This window comes from Xenorhabdus griffiniae (assembly GCF_001028135.1).
Classification (GTDB): Bacteria; Pseudomonadota; Gammaproteobacteria; order Enterobacterales; family Enterobacteriaceae; genus Xenorhabdus; species Xenorhabdus bakwenae.
In genome coordinates this window covers 1-20,368 of sequence record NZ_LDNM01000051.1, presented here as the reverse complement: position 1 = coordinate 20,368, position 20,368 = coordinate 1, and the positions used below count along the sequence as shown (strand labels likewise).

The following is a 20,368-nucleotide window of genomic DNA, read 5'->3' as shown; positions in this document are numbered from 1 at the left end:
TATCTAATTCATCGCTTCTCACCTTGCTTATACCTGCTACCTTTTTCCGATTTTCTTCATTCCAATACCCTTTTATACTGATGAGACTAGATTGTTATCCAGTCTACCTGTGTACTAAAAACTCAATTCCGTTTTATTTGCGCAACAACTTGATTTCTTTAATCATGAACCATGTCTATCTCCTCTTTTCTGTATGGAAATCCTTTCAAGCACTATTTTTTGATTCATTTCACAGAAATTAGTCTCTATAATACGCTTACGTCATAAGTTGAATGGTTTCAGCTAATTAATTTACCGAATCCAGAAAAAATTACAGATGATTAGTCGCACTCAATCCGTATATCTGCACATACCGAACTTCACGCTGAAAAACTATTTGACGCTTACTACTATTCATTTTCTATTGCTAGCTATTTTTCACTATGTTGCGCAACTCAGAACATCAGATGATGCGGGCATAAGTGTTAATGGCTAACGATTCACTCTTTTAATCCATTAAATCAGTAGATAGATTGTCATGAAAAAAACCAAAATTGTTTGTACTATCGGGCCAAAAACAGAATCCGAAGAGAAATTGACCGAACTGCTTAATGCTGGTATGAATGTGATGCGCCTGAACTTTTCTCACGGTGACTACGAAGAGCATGGTCAGCGCATTAAAAACATTCGCGCGGTCGTAGCAAAAACTGGCAAAAAAGCCGCAATCCTACTGGATACTAAGGGTCCTGAAATCCGCACCATGAAGCTGGAAGATGGCAATGACGTCTCCCTGACCGCAGGCCAAACTTTCACCTTTACAACAGATAAATCTGTTATTGGCAATCGAGAGCGTGTCGCTGTGACTTATGCCGGTTTGCCAGAAGATCTGAAACCAGGCAACACCCTATTGGTTGATGATGGTTTGATCGCCATGACAGTTAAAGAAACTACCGCAACTGAGGTCGTCTGCGACGTATTGAACAACGGTGACTTGGGGGAAAACAAAGGCGTTAACCTGCCAAATGTTTCTATCAACCTGCCTGCACTGGCAGAAAAAGATAAACAGGATTTGATCTTCGGTTGTGAGCAAGGCGTGGATTTCGTTGCAGCATCTTTTATCCGTAAACGTTCCGATGTACTGGAAATCCGTGAGCACCTGAAAGCTCATGGCGGCGAACACATCCAAATCATTTCTAAAATCGAAAACCAGGAAGGCCTGAATAACTTCGATGAAATTCTCGAAGCGTCTGACGGTATCATGGTTGCCCGTGGCGATCTGGGTGTTGAAATCCCGGTAGAAGAAGTTATCTTCGCGCAAAAAATGATGATCGAAAAATGTAATGCAGCTCGTAAGGTTGTTATCACTGCCACTCAGATGCTGGATTCAATGATCAAAAACCCACGCCCTACCCGCGCCGAAGCCGGCGATGTTGCCAACGCTATCTTAGACGGTACAGATGCGGTAATGCTTTCTGGTGAAAGTGCGAAAGGAAAATATCCTGTTGAAGCCGTTTCCATCATGGCAACAATCTGTGAACGTACAGATCGCGTTATGGGCAGCAAAATTGAACATACTAGGACTCAGAAGCTGCGCGTTACCGAAGCAGTGTGCCGTGGCGCGGTTGAAATTGCAGAAAAATTGGAATCTCCACTGATTGTGGTAGCAACTTATGGCGGTAAGTCTGCAAAATCTATCCGCAAGTATTTCCCTAATGCCTCAATCCTTGCATTGACAACGAATGAAATCACTGCCCGCCAATTGCTGTTGGTCAAAGGTGTTTCCACTCAGATTGTCAAAGAAATCGCCTCTACCGATGATTTTTATCGTATTGGTAAAGAAGCTGCATTGGCAAGTGGTATGGCACACAAAGGGGATATCGTTGTCATGGTATCCGGTGCATTAGTACCCAGTGGCACCACAAACACTTCCTCTGTTCACGTGCTATAAGATTAAATAAGCTAACTAACTGTGCTGTCTAAATTTGGGCAGTACTGGGATCATAAAGAAGCCTATATTTGTATTATGCAAATTGGGCTTCTTATATTTCTATGGTGCTCCATCATCATAGTGAGCGTTAAAAATTAATATTCTTCTTTCAAATTGTTGCTCAATACAAGAATATTTTACTATCTTCACTCAATTATACCAATCCAACTTCAAGGTGCGTGTTATATTTTTCCACGCAGCGGGGAAATATAAGGCCTCGCGTCGTCTTGTGGATTGCAGCTTGAAGTTTATCGAGTATATGTTTAAAGCTGCTGATCTTCTATATAACAATAATTCATGTTAATTTAACAATATTGATTCAATTATCCTTTTATTATTAAAATAATTAAACAGATAAGTCACTCTATTGTTTGTGCGGAATTTTTTTCGTAGCAAAAATTTATTCTCTTTCTAAAATAGTTTGTGCAATACTTAGATGGCTACTTGGGGATTAACTTAATCTAGAGGGTAATGTGATGAATCGTACTAAAGTTGTATTTGGTGCAGTAATTCTGGCTTCTACTCTGTTAGCGGGTTGCTCAAGCGCAACTAAAGTTGAACAACTCGCCTCTCAGGTTCAAACTCTCGGTTCTAAAGTTGACCAGTTGAGCAGTGATCTCAGTTCTATTCGTTCTGATGTACAATCAGCCAGAGACGAAGCTGCTCGTGCGAATCAGCGCCTTGATAACCAAGTTCGTTCATACAAGAAATAATCTTTATAGTAGGTAGAAATTGTTGATAACAAATGGCGTACCACTGTACGCCATTTCTATTTTGGCCTGCCGCCCTATATTTCCCAATGTCTCAGGTTTCAGGTTGATAAATTGGCCTTGGTTGGTTTAACGGCGGTATTTTAGCTGGTTTAATTTCGGGACCGGCCACATCTTCAATTGACCTTAAAATCGCCTTTTCTGCCTGGCTATTTGTAGTCAGCTCTATATTTACCTGCACTGGCACTCCTGCACGACGAATAATAGCCTGATCAACAAGGAATTCATCTGTTTCACGATGATTAACGAACCCCACTAAACCTTCAGAACGCGGAACTGGCATTGTTTGCGGATCATCAGTCTCTTTATTAGAAAGTGGCTGATGAACTTCCACATAGCGCTTACCATCTGGCTCTATGGCATATTTCACTGGTTCATTCATGACTTGAACACGTGTTCCTCGTGGAACAGTCTGAAACAGCGCTTCGATATCATCAGGGCGCAAACGAATACATCCTGAACTGACACGCATACCAATGCCAAAATTCGCATTTGTGCCGTGGATCAGATATTCACCACGCCCGGCGGCCAAACGTAAGGCAAAATCGCCCATTGGATTATCTGGACCTGCGGGTATTACGGCAGGCAAAATAATTCCCCGACTAGCATAATCCTTGCGAATATTAACGGTTGGTGTCCATGTCGGGTTTTTGATCAACTGGCTGACTGACGTTGTCATAGTCGGCGTGTTACGCCCAAGTTGACCTATTCCAATAGGGTACACAACGACATAATTTTTCCCTTCGGGGAAATAATAGAGCCTGAGTTCGGCCAGATTGATAATAATTCCCCGACGGGGAGTGTCTGGCAGCAGCATCTGTGATGGAATAGTTAACTCAGTGTCAGGTTTAGGTAAATAGGGATCAACGCCAGGATTTGCTTCCAACATCGCCAATAATCCTATTTGGTATTTGGCCGCAATGAATTCTAACGGACGTCCGTCATCGGGCACAATATAGGCAGAGTTTTCGCCAATCAGACGGCTATTAGCAGGAGGCAATGGGTACTCGATAGCATGGGCGATATGAGTCAATCCACTTAACGACAACATGCCAATCAAGAACATGCCGATAACAGTTAAAAATCGCTTCATACGTGCTTCCTGAAAATGATGCTTGCATGTTTATGGTTAATTAATAGCCTACTTTGCAAAACTATTCTATCTTATTCGTAGTAATCAAAGCGGGATTGATATCGTCCGACTGTTCCCGCCAGCCAAATACTGACAGGAACAAAAACATAACAGGTAGGATAATTAAGATAAAACTGCCGTTGTCAGGCGAGACGTGCAGCATAATTGTTGCTGATCATTATAGATATCAATCTGCCAGACCTGATGTGAACGGCCAAGATGGACAGGTTTACAAATCCCTTTAACCATGCCTTCATGAACAGATTTAAGGTGGTTAGCATTAATCTCTACGCCCACCACTTTCTGTTCGCCTTCCGAGCAGAGATAACCGGCAATCGAGCCGAGTGTTTCAGCTAATACCACCGATGCCCCGCCATGCAAGATCCCGAAGGGTTGTTTAGTTCGTTGATCGACGGGCATTGTTCCTTCGATAAAATCATCACCAAGCTGAGTAAATTCGATCCCTACATGTCTTACCATACACTCACCGTTAAATTGATTAAGTGTATTTACATCTATATTACGTTTCCAAATCACGACATTATCTCCAATAGGGCTTGTAATGGATGTTTAAGCAGTTTTCCTTCTATACGCTTCACCTGACTGCGACACGAATACCCGGTACTCAGACAATGTTCTAAGGATAGATTTTTCAGTGCTGGTGCCCATGAAAGATTGTAGATGCCAATAGATCTCTCCAGATTTTTCTTTTCATGGCCATATGTACCAGCCATGCCACAACACCCGACATTGACATGATTCAATTGATGACCAAAATGGCAGAAGATATCAGCCCATTGCTTGCCGCTATTAGGCAATGCTGTCACTTCGGTACAGTGCCCAAGCAGATACCAGTCGTCTCTGAACATTGAACCCTTGTTTTTCGCTTGTGACATTTTTTCCGGCAAAATGCTGATTAGCCATTCATGTACCAACTGAACGTTAAAATCTCCCCTCCGTTCACCCAGAATCGCGTTATATTCATCCCGATAACACAGAACTAAAGCAGGATCGACACCTACCATAGGAATATTCAGGTGCGCTATTCGATTAAGAAAGTCAGCCGTTTTTCCTGCGGTTTTGGCAAATCGATGCAAGAATCCTTTAACGTGCTGTGCTTTTCCATTGGGGGAAAATGGCAGTAAAACAGGCTTATACCCCAACTTTTCTGCCAGCAATACAAAATCGGTGACCACTTTAGCATCGTAATAACTTGTAAAAGGATCCTGGACAATCAGCACATATTGGTCACGCTGTAATGATGACACGCTTTCCAGCTGTTCCAGCGTTGTCCTTGCTGCATAATGCCCCGCCAGTTGCTGTTGCAATGTCGGGTAGGAGAGTAACGGCAGATCGGCCATGCCAATGGTGTACTGGCTGATTTTTTGTATCCACGGTTGTTTCAGGAAAAAATTAAATACTCGCGGCGCTTTTGCCATCATTGGCGTGCTGGACTCAACATTAGCAACAATATGATCACGCAATGGCCGCAAGTAACGGCTGTGATAAAGCGCTAAAAAGCGGGAACGAAACGAAGGAACATCAATCTTAATCGGACATTGGGTTGAACAAGCTTTACAGGCTAAACAACCTGACATTGCCTCTTTGACCTCATGCGAAAAATCATACTCACCACGCCACGCTTGCCAACTATGGCGCGTCTTTTCTATCAGTCCCCGCAAACTGGGGCGCGCTTGCTCCAGCCCCTGCTCCAGCAATTTGGGTTCAACCCCTTGTTCTGTCAAAAGCCGCAACCACTCTCTCACCAAGGTCGCCCTGCCCTTGGGAGAATGTATGCGATGCTGACTGATTTTCATTGACGGGCACATCGGGCTTCTGACATCGAAATTGAAGCATAATCCATTACCATTACATTCCATCGCGCCGCGAAATGCTCTCCTTACATTAACAGGAATGATACGGTCGTAAGTCCCGCGCTTGGCTGCATCAACTTTCATCATAGGAGCATCGACGCCAATGGGTGGACAGATTTTCCCCGGATTGAGTCGATTGAGTGGATCAAACACCGTCTTTATGCGACGCAGTTCGTTATACAAAGCCTCACCAAAAAAGGCAGGGCTATATTCTGCCCGAAAACCCTTTCCATGTTCTCCCCATAACAAACCGCCATATTTGGCCGTCAAATGAACAACTTCATCAGAAATCTGTTTCATCAAAATTTCCTGCTGAGGATCACACATATCCAACGCAGGACGCACGTGCAAAACACCTGCATCTACATGCCCAAACATACCGTAATTCAGTTTGTGATTATCCAAAAGCTGGCGAAACTCAGCGATATAATCGGCAAGATGTTGAGGAGGAACACAGGTATCTTCGACAAAGGGAATGGGTTTAGCAGAACCTTTACTGTTGCCTAACAATCCGACGGATTTTTTCCGCATGGCATAAATGCGCTCAATATCCATCAAATCATGGCATATCTGATAGCCAATAATGCCCGCCTGATTTTTTTCCATCAATTCATCAAGGCGTAAGCAAAGCTCCTGCAACTGCTGATCAATTTTCTGTTCATCATTACCACTGAATTCGACAATATTCAGGCCTTGCATATCTTTATCAGGCACGTCAGTAATCAATTCTTTCACTGAATGCCAGATGATATCTTCGCGCGCCAGGTTCAGTACCTTAGAGTCTACCGTTTCAACCGAGAGTGCTTTGGCTTCGACCATAAAGGGAGCATTACGTAGGGCAGAATCAAAGGCGTTATATTTGACATTCACCAGTCGCCGGACTTTAGGTAACGGCGTGATATCCAGTGTCGCCTCGGTAATGAAGGCCAGAGTACCTTCAGAACCCGTCAAAATACGGGTGAGATCAAAAGACTGCATATCGTCGCTGAATACATGGCGTAAATCGTATCCCGTCAGAAATCGATTGAGTTCAGGGAACTTCTCAATGATTAGTTTCCGTTGTTCACGGCAACGTTCCAATACCGTTTTATAAATACAACCCGCTATACTCTCTTCCTGAGCAATCGATTCCGCTAATGCTGTGCTCACAGGACGGGTATCTAACATTTCCCCTCCCAATAAAACCGCACGTATACCCAGGACATGATCCGAGGTTTTGCCATAAACCAACGATCCCTGACCGGAAGCATCCGTATTGATCATGCCGCCCAACGTAGCACGGTTACTGGTTGAAAGTTCTGGAGAGAAAAAATAACCGAAAGGTTTTAGATATTGATTAAGCTGATCTTTGATAACACCGGCTTCTACCCTTACCCATCCCTGCTCTGGGTTGATTTCCAGAATGCGGTTCATATAACGGGACATATCCACCACAATACCACGGTTAAGTGATTGCCCATTCGTGCCCGTTCCGCCGCCGCGGGGGGTAAAAGTCAGAGTTTTAAAACGCGCCTCTTCTGCTATTCTTGTCAGCAAAACAACATCGGCACTGGAACGAGGAAATACAACAGCTTGTGGTAACAGTTGATAAATACTATTATCTGTCGCCATGGTCAGCCTGTCGGCATAGCTACTGGCAGTGTCTCCGGTAAAACCCGCTTCTTTCAGTGCAATCAAATAGTTCTGTGCCAGTTCACTGACATGGGGGGCTTGTGATATACGTGGGATCATTGGCTAATTGCCCCTTATTCTAATAAATATCCACATTGCTTTATCTATATACTATCTTGGATAACGTCACTCAGACAATTTTCTGGTTTCTGAGTAGGTTTTCAACCATATCACAATATTTATCGATTTTTAGCAACCAATGAAATAACGTTATATTTAATTATCGTTGTTACTGCCAACACTATTTAATTACCTGAGAAATGATTTCATGGAAAAATCACAATCACACCAAGATTTACCTAAGTTGTTATTCGCTCTATTCTTCATTTTATTGCTCATTACCACCAGCTTTTGGGTCTTAAGTCCCTTTATTTTGGGATTTATTTGGTCAGGAATGGTGGTTATCGCAACCTGGCCATTCTTGGAGAAGTTACAACAACGATTATGGGGAAAACGCTGGATTGCAGTTTCTATCATGACGTTACTGTTGGTTTTGTTATTTGTTATCCCTATTGCGTTACTTGTCAGCAGTTTGGTAGAAAACAGTGCGCCATTGATTGAGTGGGCAAAATCGCCTTCCTCGTTCCAACTTCCACAACTGGAATGGCTCAATCGAGTCCCTGTCATTGGCAAAGATTTATATCTTAAATGGCAGGATTTGATTGCTGATGGCAGTAACATGCTTCTCAACAAAATTCCCCCTTACATCGGTAAAGCAGCAACATGGTTTTTTACCCAAGCCGCTAATGCAGGACGCTTTCTTTTCCATCTGGTGCTGATGGTCATGTTCAGTGTATTACTTTATTGGAAGGGTGATCAGGTGATGCTGAGTATCCGCCATTTTGCTATCCGGTTGGCAGATAAACGAGGTGATGCCGTAGTGTTGCTGGCTGCCCGATCGATCCGCGCCGTCGCTCTTGGCGTGGTGGTAACGGCATTGGTTCAAGCCATCGCGGGCGGAATTGGGTTGGCAATTGTCGGCATTCCGTATCCAATGATATTGACAGTACTCATGTTTGTATGCTGTGTTGCCCAGTTAGGGCCTCTGCTTGTTCTCGTTCCATCTATCGCATGGCTTTATTGGACGGGAGAAACAACCTGGGGAACAATTTTAATTATCTGGAGCCTGGTATTAACCACCATGGATGGTGTCCTGCGCCCTTTCCTGATCCGTCTTGGTGCTGACTTACCTATGGTATTAATTCTCACTGGTGTCATCGGCGGGATCCTGTCATTGGGTGTCATTGGGTTATTTATTGGGCCTGTTGTATTGGCTGTTTCTTACAGTTTACTATTGGCATGGATGAATGAAGTTCCTAAACCCGAAGGAAATATGACAGATATGGAAAAACATTTCGGGAAAAAGCACGTCAAATAATTAAATAATCGCGCGAAAATACTATCTTTTCGCGCGATTATAAAATTGATGGATATATCACCACCCCCCTAAAATATAAAATTATTTTTCGTAAAAAATAAAACCCACCAAGAAAATTGTTGCAAAAAAGTTATTTTTATAAAGTTTTTTCCTAATCTCTATTTATTAAGAGGATTCTTAATGAATAAACTCACCTATTAAATTAGTATTCAGTTCATCGAAACACATGTTTCCCAGAGTATTGCCGTCTCAGCTTATAACGCCATAGGCTGGGTTCAATGAAGTATATATATTGCTGTGTGTAGTCTTTGCCTGTCAGCCCATGATAGGCTTTTTTTTGCATTCCAAAAAACATGTAACACAGAATATAAAAGCCTGAAAGTATCTTAACAGGCTCTTATATTTATATTTGAATTAAATGCTATGAGTGATTTCCAGTTAATTATTTTCAGCCAACGCAATCCACGTTTTCACGACTGTATCAGGATTCAATGATAAACTGTCAATTCCTTCCTTCATTAACCATTGAGCAAAATCTTCATGATCCGAAGGCCCTTGTCCACAGATGCCAACATATTTCCCCTGCCGTTTAGCTGCCTGAATTGCCATAGAAAGTAATTGTTTCACCGCGTCATTACGTTCATCGAATAATTCGGATACCACACCAGAATCGCGATCTAATCCCAGAGCTAATTGCGTCATATCATTTGAGCCAATTGAGAAGCCGTCAAAATATTGAAGGAATTGCTCTGCTAACAACGCATTCGATGGAATTTCACACATCATGATAACTTTCAAGCCATTCTCACCGCGCTTCAAACCCTGAGATGCCAATTCCGCTATTACCGCTTCCGCTTGATCAACGGTACGCACAAACGGGATCATCACCTCAACGTTAGTTAATCCCATCACATTACGCACCCGCTTGATCGCCTCGCACTCCAAAGCAAAACATTGACGGAAGCTGTCAGAAACGTAGCGCCCTGCCCCACGGAAACCCAGCATTGGGTTTTCTTCATGGGGTTCATATCTGTTCCCCCCCACCAGATTCGCATATTCATTGGATTTGAAATCTGATAAGCGAACGATCACCCGTTTGGGCCAGAATGCTGCCGCTAGCGTTGCAATCCCTTCGGTTAATTTCCCTATATAAAACTCAATCGGATCATCATAACCAACCATCAACGAGTTAATTTGCTCTTGCAGCTCAGGAGACTGTTTGGAATATTCAAGCAGAGCACGAGGATGCACACCGATCATCCGGTTAATAATAAACTCCAGTCGAGCCAAGCCAATTCCTTCATTTGGCAAACAGGCGAAATCAAATGCGCGATCTGGATTGCCTATATTCATCATGATCTTCACATCCAATTCCGGCAGTTTATCAATTTGGGCACTCTGAACACTGAAATCTAGTTTATGCTGATAAACGTAACCTGTATCACCTTCCGAACAAGAAACCGTTACCTGTTGACCTTCCTGTAGACGTTCGGTCGCATCACCACAACCAACAACGGCAGGAATCCCCAGCTCACGAGCAATAATGGCGGCATGACAGGTACGTCCTCCACGATTAGTGACAAGGGCTGCGGCTCTTTTCATTATCGGTTCCCAATCCGGATCAGTCATGTCAGTAACCAATACATCCCCCACTTGAATGCGATCCATTTCACTCAGATTGTGGATAACTTTGACTGTTCCAACGCCGATACGATGCCCAATTGCTCGACCTTCTACCAATACATTACCTTGCTCATTGAGTTGGTAACGTTCCATTACCTGCTGATTTGCTCGGACAGTTTCAGGACGGGCTTGCACAATATATAACTTGCCATTATGCCCATCTTTCGCCCACTCGATATCCATCGGACGACCATAATGCTTCTCAATCAGTAAAGCCTGTCTAGCCAACGCTTCCACTTCACTGTCAGCCAAAGAGAAACGATTGCGCAACTCCTCTGATACAGCTTCCGTACGCACTTGCTTGCCATGCTCTTTGCTATCTGCATAAACCATACGTATTTTTTTAGAGCCCAGATTACGGCGCACTATTGCCGGGCGATTGTTCTTCAACGTCGGTTTGTGGACATAAAATTCATCAGGGTTTACTGCCCCCTGCACAACCATCTCCCCCAAACCATAAGCTGATGTAATGAACACAACCTGATCAAAACCTGATTCAGTATCAATCGTGAACATCACCCCAGACGAGGCCAAATCAGAACGCACCATGCGCTGTATACCCGCAGAAAGTGCAACACCACGGTGGTCATAACCTTGATGGACACGGTAAGAAATGGCACGATCATTAAAAAGTGATGCAAAGACATGCTTGATAGCCACCATCACCGCATCAATGCCCTGCACATTCAAGAAAGTTTCTTGCTGTCCAGCAAAAGAGGCATCCGGCATATCTTCTGCGGTTGCAGAAGAACGCACGGCGAAAGAGGCATCAGGCTCGCCTTCAGACAATTGCAGATAGGCATCACGAATATCTTTTTCAAGCTGAGCCGTAAATGGCGTATCAATCACCCACTGACGGATCTGTGCGCCAGTTTTAGCCAACTGATTGACATCGTCAACATTGGTTTCATCCAGCAATTGATAAATACGCTGATTCACACCACTTTGTTCCAGAAAATCATTAAATGCCTGTGCAGTTGTCGCAAAACCATTGGGAACAGACACGCCAAGTTCAGCCAGATTGGTGATCATCTCGCCAAGCGAGGCGTTTTTACCACCAACCCGATTAACGTCATTCATGCCTAATTGGTTATACCAGAGCACATTGCTTGGGGTGAGGCCACTATTGGACATTAGAAACTATCCTTTTTTACATTCGGAGGTACAAATCGGAAAATTAAAGCTGCACTTCACAGCAGAAAATAGCCTAGCACATTGTCTTGCCAGATATAGAAAGGTGAATCGATCAACCCAACAATATTATTTTTTTACGGGTATACTTCTGGAAAAAATCCTAAGGGCATAACGATAAAAGAAGAGAGACAATGATAGAAATCCATCCTTCCCAAACAACGGAAAATGAAATACTGGAACGCAACGTATTTTTTATTTCTGATGGAACGGCAATCACCGCAGAAGTATTAGGCCATGCCGTGTTATCTCAATTTCCAATTACTATTACTTCCTATACCTTACCTTTTGTGACGAGCAAAGCCAGAGCAGAAGAAGTCAGAGATCAAATAAACGCGATATATCAGCAAACCCAAATCAAGCCACTCGTTTTTTATTCCATCATTTCGGATGAAGTGAAAAGCATTATTACCCGCAGTAACGGATTTTGTCAGGATATTGTTCAAACATTAGTTGCACCATTACAGCAAGAAATTGGCCTGGAACCCAAACCCGAATTACACCGAACTCACGGCTTATCGAAAAAAAATCTGGGGCAATATGATGCACGTATTGCTGCCATTGATTACACTCTCGCCCATGATGATGGTATTTCATTACGTAATCTTGATCAGGCTCAAGTCATTATACTTGGCGTATCTCGGTGTGGAAAAACCCCCACCAGCCTCTATCTTGCCATGCAATTTGGTATTCAGGCTGCCAACTATCCTTTTACCGCAGATGATATGGATAATTTGCAGTTACCCGCCGCTTTAAAATCCTTTCAGCCTAAATTATTTGGTCTGACGATTAGCCCAGAAAGGCTTGCTGCTATCCGTGGAGAGCGGCGTGAAAATAGCCGTTATGCTTCATTACGACAATGTCGGGTTGAACTTGCTGAAGTTGAGGCTTTATTTCGAAAAAATAAGATCAATTACCTGAATACCACTAATTATTCTGTCGAAGAGATTTCAGCCAAAATTATTGACAGCATGGGATTAAAACGTCGTATGTTCTGATTTCAAAACATCACATGTTTAACAATATTTATTCACGACACTTTCTCGCGTAAATATCATGATTGTCTGTTGAATTTACTGGGGGTTGAGTTATTGTGATCCCCCAGTTATTCCAGACTTTGTCACAATATGAAGTAGAATCCGAGAAAGAAAGTATATGTACAAAACAGATGAGTTAAGAACCCACCGCATTAATAGCCTGATCACACCTAAAGCGCTTGCAGAACAATATCCTATATCAGACAAAATCTTACAAAATGTGACATTGTCACGAAAGCGCATTGAATCGATCCTAACAGGCGAGGATCAACGTCTATTGGTCATTATTGGTCCCTGTTCCATTCATGATGCTGATGCCGCCCTTGATTATGCCTCTCGCTTATGCGCCCTGCGCAAAAAATACCAGCAAAATCTAGAAATCGTGATGCGAACTTACTTCGAGAAACCGAGAACCGTTGTTGGTTGGAAAGGTTTGATTTCAGATCCCATGTTGGACGGCTCTTGCCAGGTTAATAAAGGGATCTCCCTTGCCCGTAAGCTGTTAATTGATATCAATGAATTAGGTATCCCGACGGCGACAGAATTTCTGGATATGGTCACTGGTCAATACATCGCCGATTTAATCAGTTGGGGAGCGATTGGCGCCAGAACAACAGAGAGCCAGATTCACCGGGAAATGGCCTCTGCCTTGTCATGCCCAGTGGGTTTTAAAAACGGGACGGATGGTAATACGCTTATCGCTATTGATGCAATACGTGCGGTACGAGCCAAGCATATGTTTTTGTCCCCAGATAAAAACGGTCAGATGACTATTTATCAAACCAGTGGCAACCCCTATGGACATATTATTATGCGTGGTGGAAAAAAACCGAATTACAGTGCTGAAGATATTGCAGCAACCTGCCATAAATTACGTGAATTTCACTTACCTGAACGTCTGATTGTGGATTGCAGCCACGCTAATTGCCAGAAAATTCATCATCGTCAATTGGATATAGCAAAAAATATTGGTGAACAGATCCAATCTGGCTCAACAGCGATTGCTGGTGTTATGGCTGAAAGCTTTTTGGTCGAAGGAACTCAAAAAGTTATCCAGGGAGGAACTTTGACATACGGCCAATCTATTACCGATCCATGCCTCGGCTGGCAAGATACGGAAAAATTTATCAATATTCTTGACGAAGCCATGAAAAATCGTTCCTGAATCCTTTCCTTATTTTGGCTCCCCCCAACTCCCGGGAGCCAATAATCCGAAAAAAATATTTTAAAGCCAAAATGTTAACTAAAAGTTTCAGGCATAGAAAAAAGAGCTTGAAGTTAACCATCATTGAAACGATAATTATTCTCAATATCAGAATAATTGCTGTTCAATAAAATCAATTGCATTGATGGTCAACTCTGGCGCAATAAAAAATCTAACAAACTCACTGCTGAATAACAGTGATATACCCGTTAATTGTGTCCACAGGAACACGCTATTTCACCATTGATGTTGCTGGTATTGGCCGCGCCAATGGACAAGATATCAGCATTCGGGGTTACACCCAAAAAGGGGTTTTGACGCTTGTTGGTGGTCTTCGTCAAGGCACTGACACCGGGCACCTCAATGGTGTATTCCTCGATGCCGCTTACTCATCGCTGGGAGCACCACAGCATGGTCGTAATGCCAAACTGTTTGTAAGCTACCCGTGGTAAAAGAATAGACAAATTATTATTCCGATTTTAGAACAAAATTGTTTTTAAACACCGCTTTTTAAGGAGCCAGCAACTGTGAATCAGTCACTTTATGAACGTTACCTACAAGCCAAGGCAGAAAACAAAGCTAAATATGCACGCGATCTGGCGGTTTACCTTAACGTCAGCGAAGGAGAATTATTGCATAGCCGTGTCGGTATCGACGCAGAACGTTTGAATATTGACGCTCCTACCCTGCTTCAGGAACTGGCAGCAGTTGGCGAAACCAAGGCGATTACCCGTAATGACTTTGCCGTTCATGAGCATATTGGCCGCTACGAAAATACCAAATTTAGCCCACATGTTGGTTTGATCCTTAATCCACGTGAGCTTGACTTGCGTCTATTCTTCGAACACTGGAGCAGCATTTTCTCTTTGGTTGAACCCGCCAGGAATGGCGTGCGTCACAGCATTCAATTCTTTGACCGTCAAGGCGATGCATTGCATAAAGTCTATGCCACCAGTAACACCGATATGGTTGCATGGGGTGCACTGATCGAAAAATATCAGACCAGTGAAAACCCCACGCTGGAAATTCAATCGGAAGAAGTGCCTGAACATGCAGAAGTTACGGAACAACTGAAAGTACAGTTAGATGAAGAATGGCGTGCCATGACGGATGTTCATCAGTTCTTCATCATGATGAAACGCCACAATCTAAACCGCCAGCAAATTTTCAACGCAGTGAAAGATGATTTAGCTTATCGTGTGGATAATTCAGCACTCACTCAACTTGTTGATGTTGCTCATAAAGATCAAAACGAAATCATGATCTTTGTCGGAAACCGGGGTTGTGTCCAGATTTTCACGGGTAAACTGGAACGTCTGATGCCTTATCAGGAAGAAAACTCTTCCCAGAAGTGGCTCAATATTTTCAACCGCAATTTCACTCTGCACCTGATTGAAAGTGCCGTCGCAGAAAGCTGGGTTACCCGTAAACCCACCGATTGTGGTTTCGTTACCAGCCTTGAGTTGTTTGATGCCGATGGCAACCAAATCGCACAGTTATACGGCCAACGCACTGAAGGAACTCCTGAGCAAGCCCAATGGCGTGAACAAATTGCTGCTTTACCTAAACTTCAACCAGAACAGGAAACTTGTGTAGCATGAAAAAATGGCTTCTAACATTTATGCTTGCCATCTCTTTCAATGTGTTCTCTGCTGAACGCATTGTTACCATTGGTGGCGATGTGTCTGAAATTGTTTTTGCACTTGGTGAAGGACAGCACGTTGTCGCAAGGGACAGTACCAGCCAAAATCCCAAGGAACTGCTTTCCTTACCCGATATTGGGTATATGAGGATGTTGAATTCAGAAGGGATTCTATCTATGCGCCCCTCACTGGTGATTGCAAGTGAGTCGGCTCAACCTTCCCTGGCACTCAAGCAAGTCGAAGATTCCGGTGTAAAAGTTATTAAAGTGACCAGCGAAACCTCGTTAGAAGCCGTTCCTGCAAAAATCATGACCGTCGCCAGGGCGGTCAACCAGGAAAAACGTGGTGAAGCATTGATTGCCCAATACCGGCAACAACTCGCAGATATCGCTACGTCAGATATTTCCGCCAAAGTCGTCTTTGTCATGAGTCATGGTGGCATCATGCCAATGGCGGCTGGTCAGAAAACAGCAGCCGATCACATTATTCGTGCCATTGGTGCAAAAAATGCGATGCAAGGCTTCCAGGGATATCGGCCTTTATCTCAAGAAGGTGTTATTGCCAGCAAGCCGGACTTACTATTGCTCAGCACCGAAGGGCTAAAAACGTTGGGCGGGATGGATAAAGTTTGGCAGCTTCCCGGGTTAAGTTTCACACCGGCAGGAAAGAAAAAACAGGTCGTGGTTGTTGATGAAATGGGTCTGCTCGGGTTTGGTCTGCAAACGCCTGCTGTGATGAAGCAAGTCCGTAATGCTGCGGAGAAGGTGCAATGAGCCATTCCCGCTCCCCCAGTCTCGGTGTGATAGTACTGAGTTTGTTGCTGTTCCTTCTGGCTATTAGTTCAGCAAATATGGGGGCATTGCCACTCTCTTTTAAAACACTGTGGGAGTCCTCTTTGGACGACCCACAGTGGCAGATATGGTTAAACATTCGCCTTCCACGTATTTTGCTGGCAATCCTCGTTGGAGGCGCGCTGGCGATATCTGGTGCCGTAATGCAAGGGTTATTTCGTAACCCTCTGGCCGATCCTGGATTATTAGGGATCAGTAGTGGTGCAGCACTTACCGTCGCAATGTTTATTGTGTTGCCTTTCGCCCTACCTGCCAGCATTGCGTTGTACGGACATATTATTGCCGCTTTTATTGGCAGTCTATTGGTATCATCCCTGATATTCATTCTCAACAAATATAACCACGGCAACCTGTCAAAGCTACTCCTTGCAGGCATCGCCATTAATGCACTGTGTTCGTCATTTATTGGTGTATTGAGCTATATCAGTAACGACCAACAATTACGCCAATTTTCCATTTGGATGATGGGTTCACTCAGTCAAATAGAGTGGCCAACACTGGCGATTGCTACATCACTCATTATCCCTGTTTGTATGCTGACAATCAGTCAGTCACGTAAACTCAATTTGCTGCAACTGGGTGATGAAGAAGCGCACTATTTAGGCATTAATGTCCAACGCACCAAATATCAATTATTGCTGTTAAGTGCCTTGTTAGTTGGATGTGCCGTTGCTTTGACCGGTGTCATTGGTTTCATCGGCTTAGTTATCCCACACCTTGCCAGACAACGATTTGGGGGGGATCATATCTGGCTACTGCCGATATCTGCCCTGGGTGGTGCCTATCTTCTGTTAAAAGCCGACACATTAGCCAGAACATTAGTTTCTCCTGCTGAAATGCCAGTAGGCCTTATCACTGGTTTGATCGGTGCCCCCTATTTTTTATGGCTCATTCTTAAGCCATCAAAAGACCGTTCATAATGGAACCGAACATGTCAAATAATTTACTTGAAGCACAAAATTTAAATTATTTCATCGGGCAGCGTCAGATAATCAAAGATGTTTCCCTTTCCCTGCGTCAGGGAGAAGTTGTCGCAATTATCGGCCCAAACGGAGCGGGGAAATCAACACTGTTACGTCTATTGACCGGCTATATCCTACCCAGTTCGGGAGGCTGTCTGTTAAAAGGAATGCCCATTTCCCGCTGGCCAACTCAGCAACTGGCTCGCATTCGTGCCGTCATGCGGCAATATAGCGCCCTCTCCTTTCCATTTAGTGTAGAGGAAGTCATCGCTATGGGACGTGTTCCCCATGAAAATACCCACAAAAGAATCGCCATTGATGAAGCGATTGCTTTGACAAAGTGTGAAGAACTGAGAAACAGAAATTATCAGCAATTATCTGGAGGGGAACAACAACGGGTGCAACTGGCAAGAGTTTTAGCTCAACTTTGGCATCCTGAACCTACCGAATCTTGTCTGTTTTTGGATGAACCCACGTCAGCATTGGATCTTTATCACCAACAACATACATTGCGATTGGTTCACCGACTGACACGACAGCAGCCCATTGCTGCCTGTTGTGTACTGCATGATTTGAACCTGGCTTCACTTTATGCCGATAAAATTATCCTGTTGCATAAAGGGCGATTAGTGGCATCCGGCACGCCACAAGAGGTATTGCGTGACGATATTCTTAAGCAATGGTATCAAGCCGATTTGGGTGTTATACAACATCCTGAAACCCACCAGCCACAGATCTATCTTCGGCAATAAAAGGTTGTTTATCCCGGTAAATAATAATGAATAGAGAAGGATAGTTAACATCCAAAAAGAGTAAACCGGTGACTCCCGCTATCACTAATGCGTGAAAAATAAATAATATCCGATTGCATGACATCCTCAACCCGAAGAATAAAGTGGCGTTACATCCTACGAGCTTGCCAAAAAACACGACGCCAATACCCATTATTAAGAGAAGAACGGATTACGCCTTTACTTGTGGATGCATGAATAAACGCATTGTTAGTATCGTAAATACCTACATGCAACCCACTCTTTCCACTGCCGGTTTTGAAAAAAACCAGATCCCCTGGCATCAGATCATCTTGGTTTATCCGTGTACCTATTTGGGTTTGTTCACTTGTTGTCCGGGGAAGCTGAATATTAAAACGATCAGAAAAAGTCCGGTACACAAAGCCGGAACAGTCAATACCATGCCTATCCATGCCACCATAGCGATACGGCGTATTCCGCCATTGCTCAAGTTGATCCTTTAACTGAGCAATGACCATTATCGGATCAGAGAGAGCGGCTTTCAGCGGAGACGAATTAGAGTTGGAAGCAGGGTTGGTACAACCAATAAGAAACAGGCTAAATAAAAGAAACAAATACCTCAATTTCATTGCTAATCCCCCGCCAGTACTCACTATTACATTGATTAAATGAGTTATGTTTCTTGCTCATTTTCGTGCATTTAAGGTTATTTTAAGCTATTTTCTTATTTAAGGCACCCCATTCAGCACCCCGCATACAGTTACAGAACTAAACTGGAGAATATCAATTATGGCTTACTATAGCATAGAGAAGCGTCCCCGAGCAGACGGCACTTTACGTTACAGGTGCACTGTTGGAGTTAAATCTGGAGGTAAATATATATATCGAGAAAATCGCACATTTGGAAAACATTCTCACGCTAAAACGTGGGGTGCTAAACGAGTGGCGGAACTTGAACAAAATGGAATCCCAACACGTGGCAATATAGATGATTTTACAGTTGGTGACTTATTATCCAAGTATATCAATGATCCCAATCTTGGAGGAAAGGCAGGGAAAACAAAAAAATCCGTCTTAAATACGCTATTACGTAGCGAATTATCGAAATTATTGCTATCCAAATTATCAGTAAGCCATATTATTGAGCACTGCAAGCAGCGGCATTCTACAGGAACCACTCCCGCCACCATCAATCATGATGTCATCTATTTGTCGCTGGTATTAAAATCAGCTAAGCCTGTCTACGATATAAATTATACTTCAAATCCCGCATATGAAGCCCGTTCAATTTTAACCCAAATGGGATTGATCGGAAAAGGTCAGCGGCGCAGCAGAAGACCAGAACGAGAAGAGTTAGATCGATTAATTGAAGCACTACACAAACGGAGCGGCCACTGGAAAAGTAAAATTCCTTATGAGGATATACTGAATTTTTCTATACTAACCTGCATGCGTATAGGAGAAGTATGTAAAATCAGGTGGGATGACATTGATGAGAAGCAAAAGTCTGTGCTCGTAAGAGACAGAAAAGACCCCAGAAAAAAAGTAGGAAATCATATGTTCGTTCCTTTACTTGGGGATGCCTGGGATATTATTCAAAGACAACCAAAGTCTGATAGTGAACTGATATTTCCCTACAATACGTTAAGTATATCTCAAGGATTTCACAGGGCATGCGTCAAACTAGGCATTGAAGACCTTCGCTATCATGATCTACGCCGGGAAGGGGCAAGTCGCTTGTTTGAGGCTGGGTTCTCAATTGAAGAGGTCGCGCAAGTCACAGGTCATCGTTCGCTGAATGTATTATGGCAGGTATACACCGAGCTGTACCCGCAATCACTGCATGAAAAATTCAACAAACTTATGCGGCAGAAAGAAGAATTACAAGGGAAGGAACCCACCCTTTGACTCTCAAGGCAATCAACTATGGTGGAAATCCCCATAGTTGCCGTAGATGGCTCAAACCTGAATCATGGTCAAGATTTTGACCATCTTTAAGATGTGATATCACACCTTGGGTATGGTGATTTCCACCATACCTTTTTACCCACACAGGGTTACTTAATGTAACTCAGTGACTGACGACGAATTTCGTCGGTAGTGAGAGGTCAGTACGCTAAACGTTCCGACCTTGTGAGGGGTTACGACGAATTTCGTCGGAACCAATGATCATCAGACTGCATACCGATACTTTCGGTGCTCAAACTGACCCTCTTAAAGAGGGCAAGTTAACTGACTGATTTATCTCATGACT

At 43.5% G+C, this 20,368-nt stretch carries 16 protein-coding genes; 11 read left to right on the top strand and 5 right to left on the bottom strand.

The genetic code is table 11. The features are described from left to right. The first annotated feature begins 517 nt into the window (after positions 1-517). Positions 518-1,927, top strand: a complete 1,410-nt coding sequence (gene pykF / locus AAY47_RS11935; protein WP_047770171.1) for a pyruvate kinase PykF — start codon at positions 518-520, stop codon at positions 1,925-1,927. Positions 1,928-2,442: 515 nt separating this feature from the next. Continuing rightward, the gene (locus AAY47_RS11930; RefSeq protein ID WP_047770169.1) at positions 2,443-2,679 is read left to right on the top strand and encodes a major outer membrane lipoprotein; all 237 of its coding nucleotides are present in this window, start codon (positions 2,443-2,445) and stop codon (positions 2,677-2,679) included. Positions 2,680-2,770: 91 nt separating this feature from the next. Here the strand turns inward: AAY47_RS11930 and AAY47_RS11925 are convergent, their stop codons facing one another. From AAY47_RS11925 to AAY47_RS11915, 3 genes are all read right to left on the bottom strand, one after another. Continuing rightward, positions 2,771-3,829 (bottom strand): L,D-transpeptidase family protein, encoded by a 1,059-nt coding sequence (locus tag AAY47_RS11925; protein WP_047770167.1) that lies wholly within the window; start codon positions 3,827-3,829, stop codon positions 2,771-2,773. A 162-nt stretch (positions 3,830-3,991) separates the two neighbouring features. Next, positions 3,992-4,405, bottom strand: coding sequence for a hotdog fold thioesterase (locus tag AAY47_RS11920; protein ID WP_047770165.1), 414 nt, complete (start codon positions 4,403-4,405; stop codon positions 3,992-3,994). Further along, positions 4,402-7,473: an FAD-binding and (Fe-S)-binding domain-containing protein gene (locus AAY47_RS11915; protein WP_047770163.1), complete on the bottom strand. Its 3,072-nt coding sequence runs from the start codon at positions 7,471-7,473 to the stop codon at positions 4,402-4,404. Before AAY47_RS11915 ends, AAY47_RS11920 begins: the two co-directional genes overlap by 4 nt. A 208-nt stretch (positions 7,474-7,681) precedes the next feature. Here AAY47_RS11915 and ydiK point away from each other — a divergent pair, with 208 nt between their 5' ends. After that, on the top strand, positions 7,682-8,791 hold the full coding sequence (gene ydiK / locus AAY47_RS11910) for an AI-2E family transporter YdiK (protein WP_047770161.1): 1,110 nt from the start codon (positions 7,682-7,684) through the stop codon (positions 8,789-8,791). Between the two features lie 438 nt (positions 8,792-9,229). On the opposite strand, the gene ppsA is transcribed toward ydiK, so the two are convergent. Continuing rightward, entirely contained in the window at positions 9,230-11,608 is a 2,379-nt protein-coding gene (ppsA, locus tag AAY47_RS11905) for a phosphoenolpyruvate synthase (RefSeq protein WP_047770159.1), read from the bottom strand. A gap of 191 nt (positions 11,609-11,799) precedes the next feature. Between ppsA and AAY47_RS11900 the strand changes: the two genes are divergently transcribed. The 7 genes from AAY47_RS11900 to AAY47_RS11870 all read left to right on the top strand — a co-directional run bounded on the left by AAY47_RS11900 (position 11,800) and on the right by AAY47_RS11870 (position 18,114). After that, a complete protein-coding gene (locus AAY47_RS11900; RefSeq protein WP_047770157.1) occupies positions 11,800-12,663 on the top strand; it encodes a pyruvate, water dikinase regulatory protein in 864 nt (287 codons plus the stop codon). A 157-nt stretch (positions 12,664-12,820) separates the two neighbouring features. After that, positions 12,821-13,867: a 3-deoxy-7-phosphoheptulonate synthase gene (locus tag AAY47_RS11895; RefSeq protein ID WP_047770155.1), complete on the top strand. Its 1,047-nt coding sequence runs from the start codon at positions 12,821-12,823 to the stop codon at positions 13,865-13,867. Between the two features lie 236 nt (positions 13,868-14,103). Beyond that, positions 14,104-14,358, top strand: coding sequence for a hypothetical protein (locus AAY47_RS11890; protein ID WP_047770153.1), 255 nt, complete (start codon positions 14,104-14,106; stop codon positions 14,356-14,358). A 75-nt stretch (positions 14,359-14,433) separates the two neighbouring features. Continuing rightward, positions 14,434-15,507, top strand: a complete 1,074-nt coding sequence (locus AAY47_RS11885) for a hemin-degrading factor (RefSeq protein ID WP_047770152.1) — start codon at positions 14,434-14,436, stop codon at positions 15,505-15,507. After that, complete coding sequence (locus AAY47_RS11880; RefSeq protein ID WP_047770151.1) at positions 15,504-16,322, top strand: heme/hemin ABC transporter substrate-binding protein; 819 nt, start codon at positions 15,504-15,506, stop codon at positions 16,320-16,322. The genes AAY47_RS11885 and AAY47_RS11880 overlap by 4 nt, the downstream gene beginning before the upstream one ends. Further along, a complete protein-coding gene (locus tag AAY47_RS11875) occupies positions 16,319-17,320 on the top strand; it encodes a FecCD family ABC transporter permease (protein ID WP_047770150.1) in 1,002 nt (333 codons plus the stop codon). Before AAY47_RS11880 ends, AAY47_RS11875 begins: the two co-directional genes overlap by 4 nt. Beyond that, positions 17,320-18,114 (top strand): heme ABC transporter ATP-binding protein, encoded by a 795-nt coding sequence (locus tag AAY47_RS11870; protein WP_047770149.1) that lies wholly within the window; start codon positions 17,320-17,322, stop codon positions 18,112-18,114. Before AAY47_RS11875 ends, AAY47_RS11870 begins: the two co-directional genes overlap by 1 nt. Before the next feature lie 149 nt (positions 18,115-18,263). On the opposite strand, the gene AAY47_RS11865 is transcribed toward AAY47_RS11870, so the two are convergent. Next, complete coding sequence (locus tag AAY47_RS11865; protein WP_047770147.1) at positions 18,264-18,743, bottom strand: C40 family peptidase; 480 nt, start codon at positions 18,741-18,743, stop codon at positions 18,264-18,266. A 160-nt stretch (positions 18,744-18,903) separates the two neighbouring features. Here AAY47_RS11865 and AAY47_RS11860 point away from each other — a divergent pair, with 160 nt between their 5' ends. Continuing rightward, on the top strand, positions 18,904-20,022 hold the full coding sequence (locus AAY47_RS11860; RefSeq protein WP_047770146.1) for a site-specific integrase: 1,119 nt from the start codon (positions 18,904-18,906) through the stop codon (positions 20,020-20,022). Positions 20,023-20,368 lie beyond the last annotated feature (346 nt).

Coding starts and splice junctions, on each gene's coding strand:
- ydiK (WP_047770161.1), top strand. CDS start 7,682: ATGGAAAAATCACAATCACACCAAGATTTACCTAAGTTGTTATTCGCT.
- AAY47_RS11860 (WP_047770146.1), top strand. CDS start 18,904: ATGGCTTACTATAGCATAGAGAAGCGTCCCCGAGCAGACGGCACTTTA.
- pykF (WP_047770171.1), top strand. CDS start 518: ATGAAAAAAACCAAAATTGTTTGTACTATCGGGCCAAAAACAGAATCC.
- AAY47_RS11875 (WP_047770150.1), top strand. CDS start 16,319: ATGAGCCATTCCCGCTCCCCCAGTCTCGGTGTGATAGTACTGAGTTTG.
- AAY47_RS11900 (WP_047770157.1), top strand. CDS start 11,800: ATGATAGAAATCCATCCTTCCCAAACAACGGAAAATGAAATACTGGAA.
- AAY47_RS11915 (WP_047770163.1), bottom strand. CDS start 7,473: ATGATCCCACGTATATCACAAGCCCCCCATGTCAGTGAACTGGCACAG.
- ppsA (WP_047770159.1), bottom strand. CDS start 11,608: ATGTCCAATAGTGGCCTCACCCCAAGCAATGTGCTCTGGTATAACCAA.
- AAY47_RS11865 (WP_047770147.1), bottom strand. CDS start 18,743: ATGAAATTGAGGTATTTGTTTCTTTTATTTAGCCTGTTTCTTATTGGT.
- AAY47_RS11925 (WP_047770167.1), bottom strand. CDS start 3,829: ATGAAGCGATTTTTAACTGTTATCGGCATGTTCTTGATTGGCATGTTG.
- AAY47_RS11895 (WP_047770155.1), top strand. CDS start 12,821: ATGTACAAAACAGATGAGTTAAGAACCCACCGCATTAATAGCCTGATC.
- AAY47_RS11880 (WP_047770151.1), top strand. CDS start 15,504: ATGAAAAAATGGCTTCTAACATTTATGCTTGCCATCTCTTTCAATGTG.
- AAY47_RS11930 (WP_047770169.1), top strand. CDS start 2,443: ATGAATCGTACTAAAGTTGTATTTGGTGCAGTAATTCTGGCTTCTACT.
- AAY47_RS11870 (WP_047770149.1), top strand. CDS start 17,320: ATGGAACCGAACATGTCAAATAATTTACTTGAAGCACAAAATTTAAAT.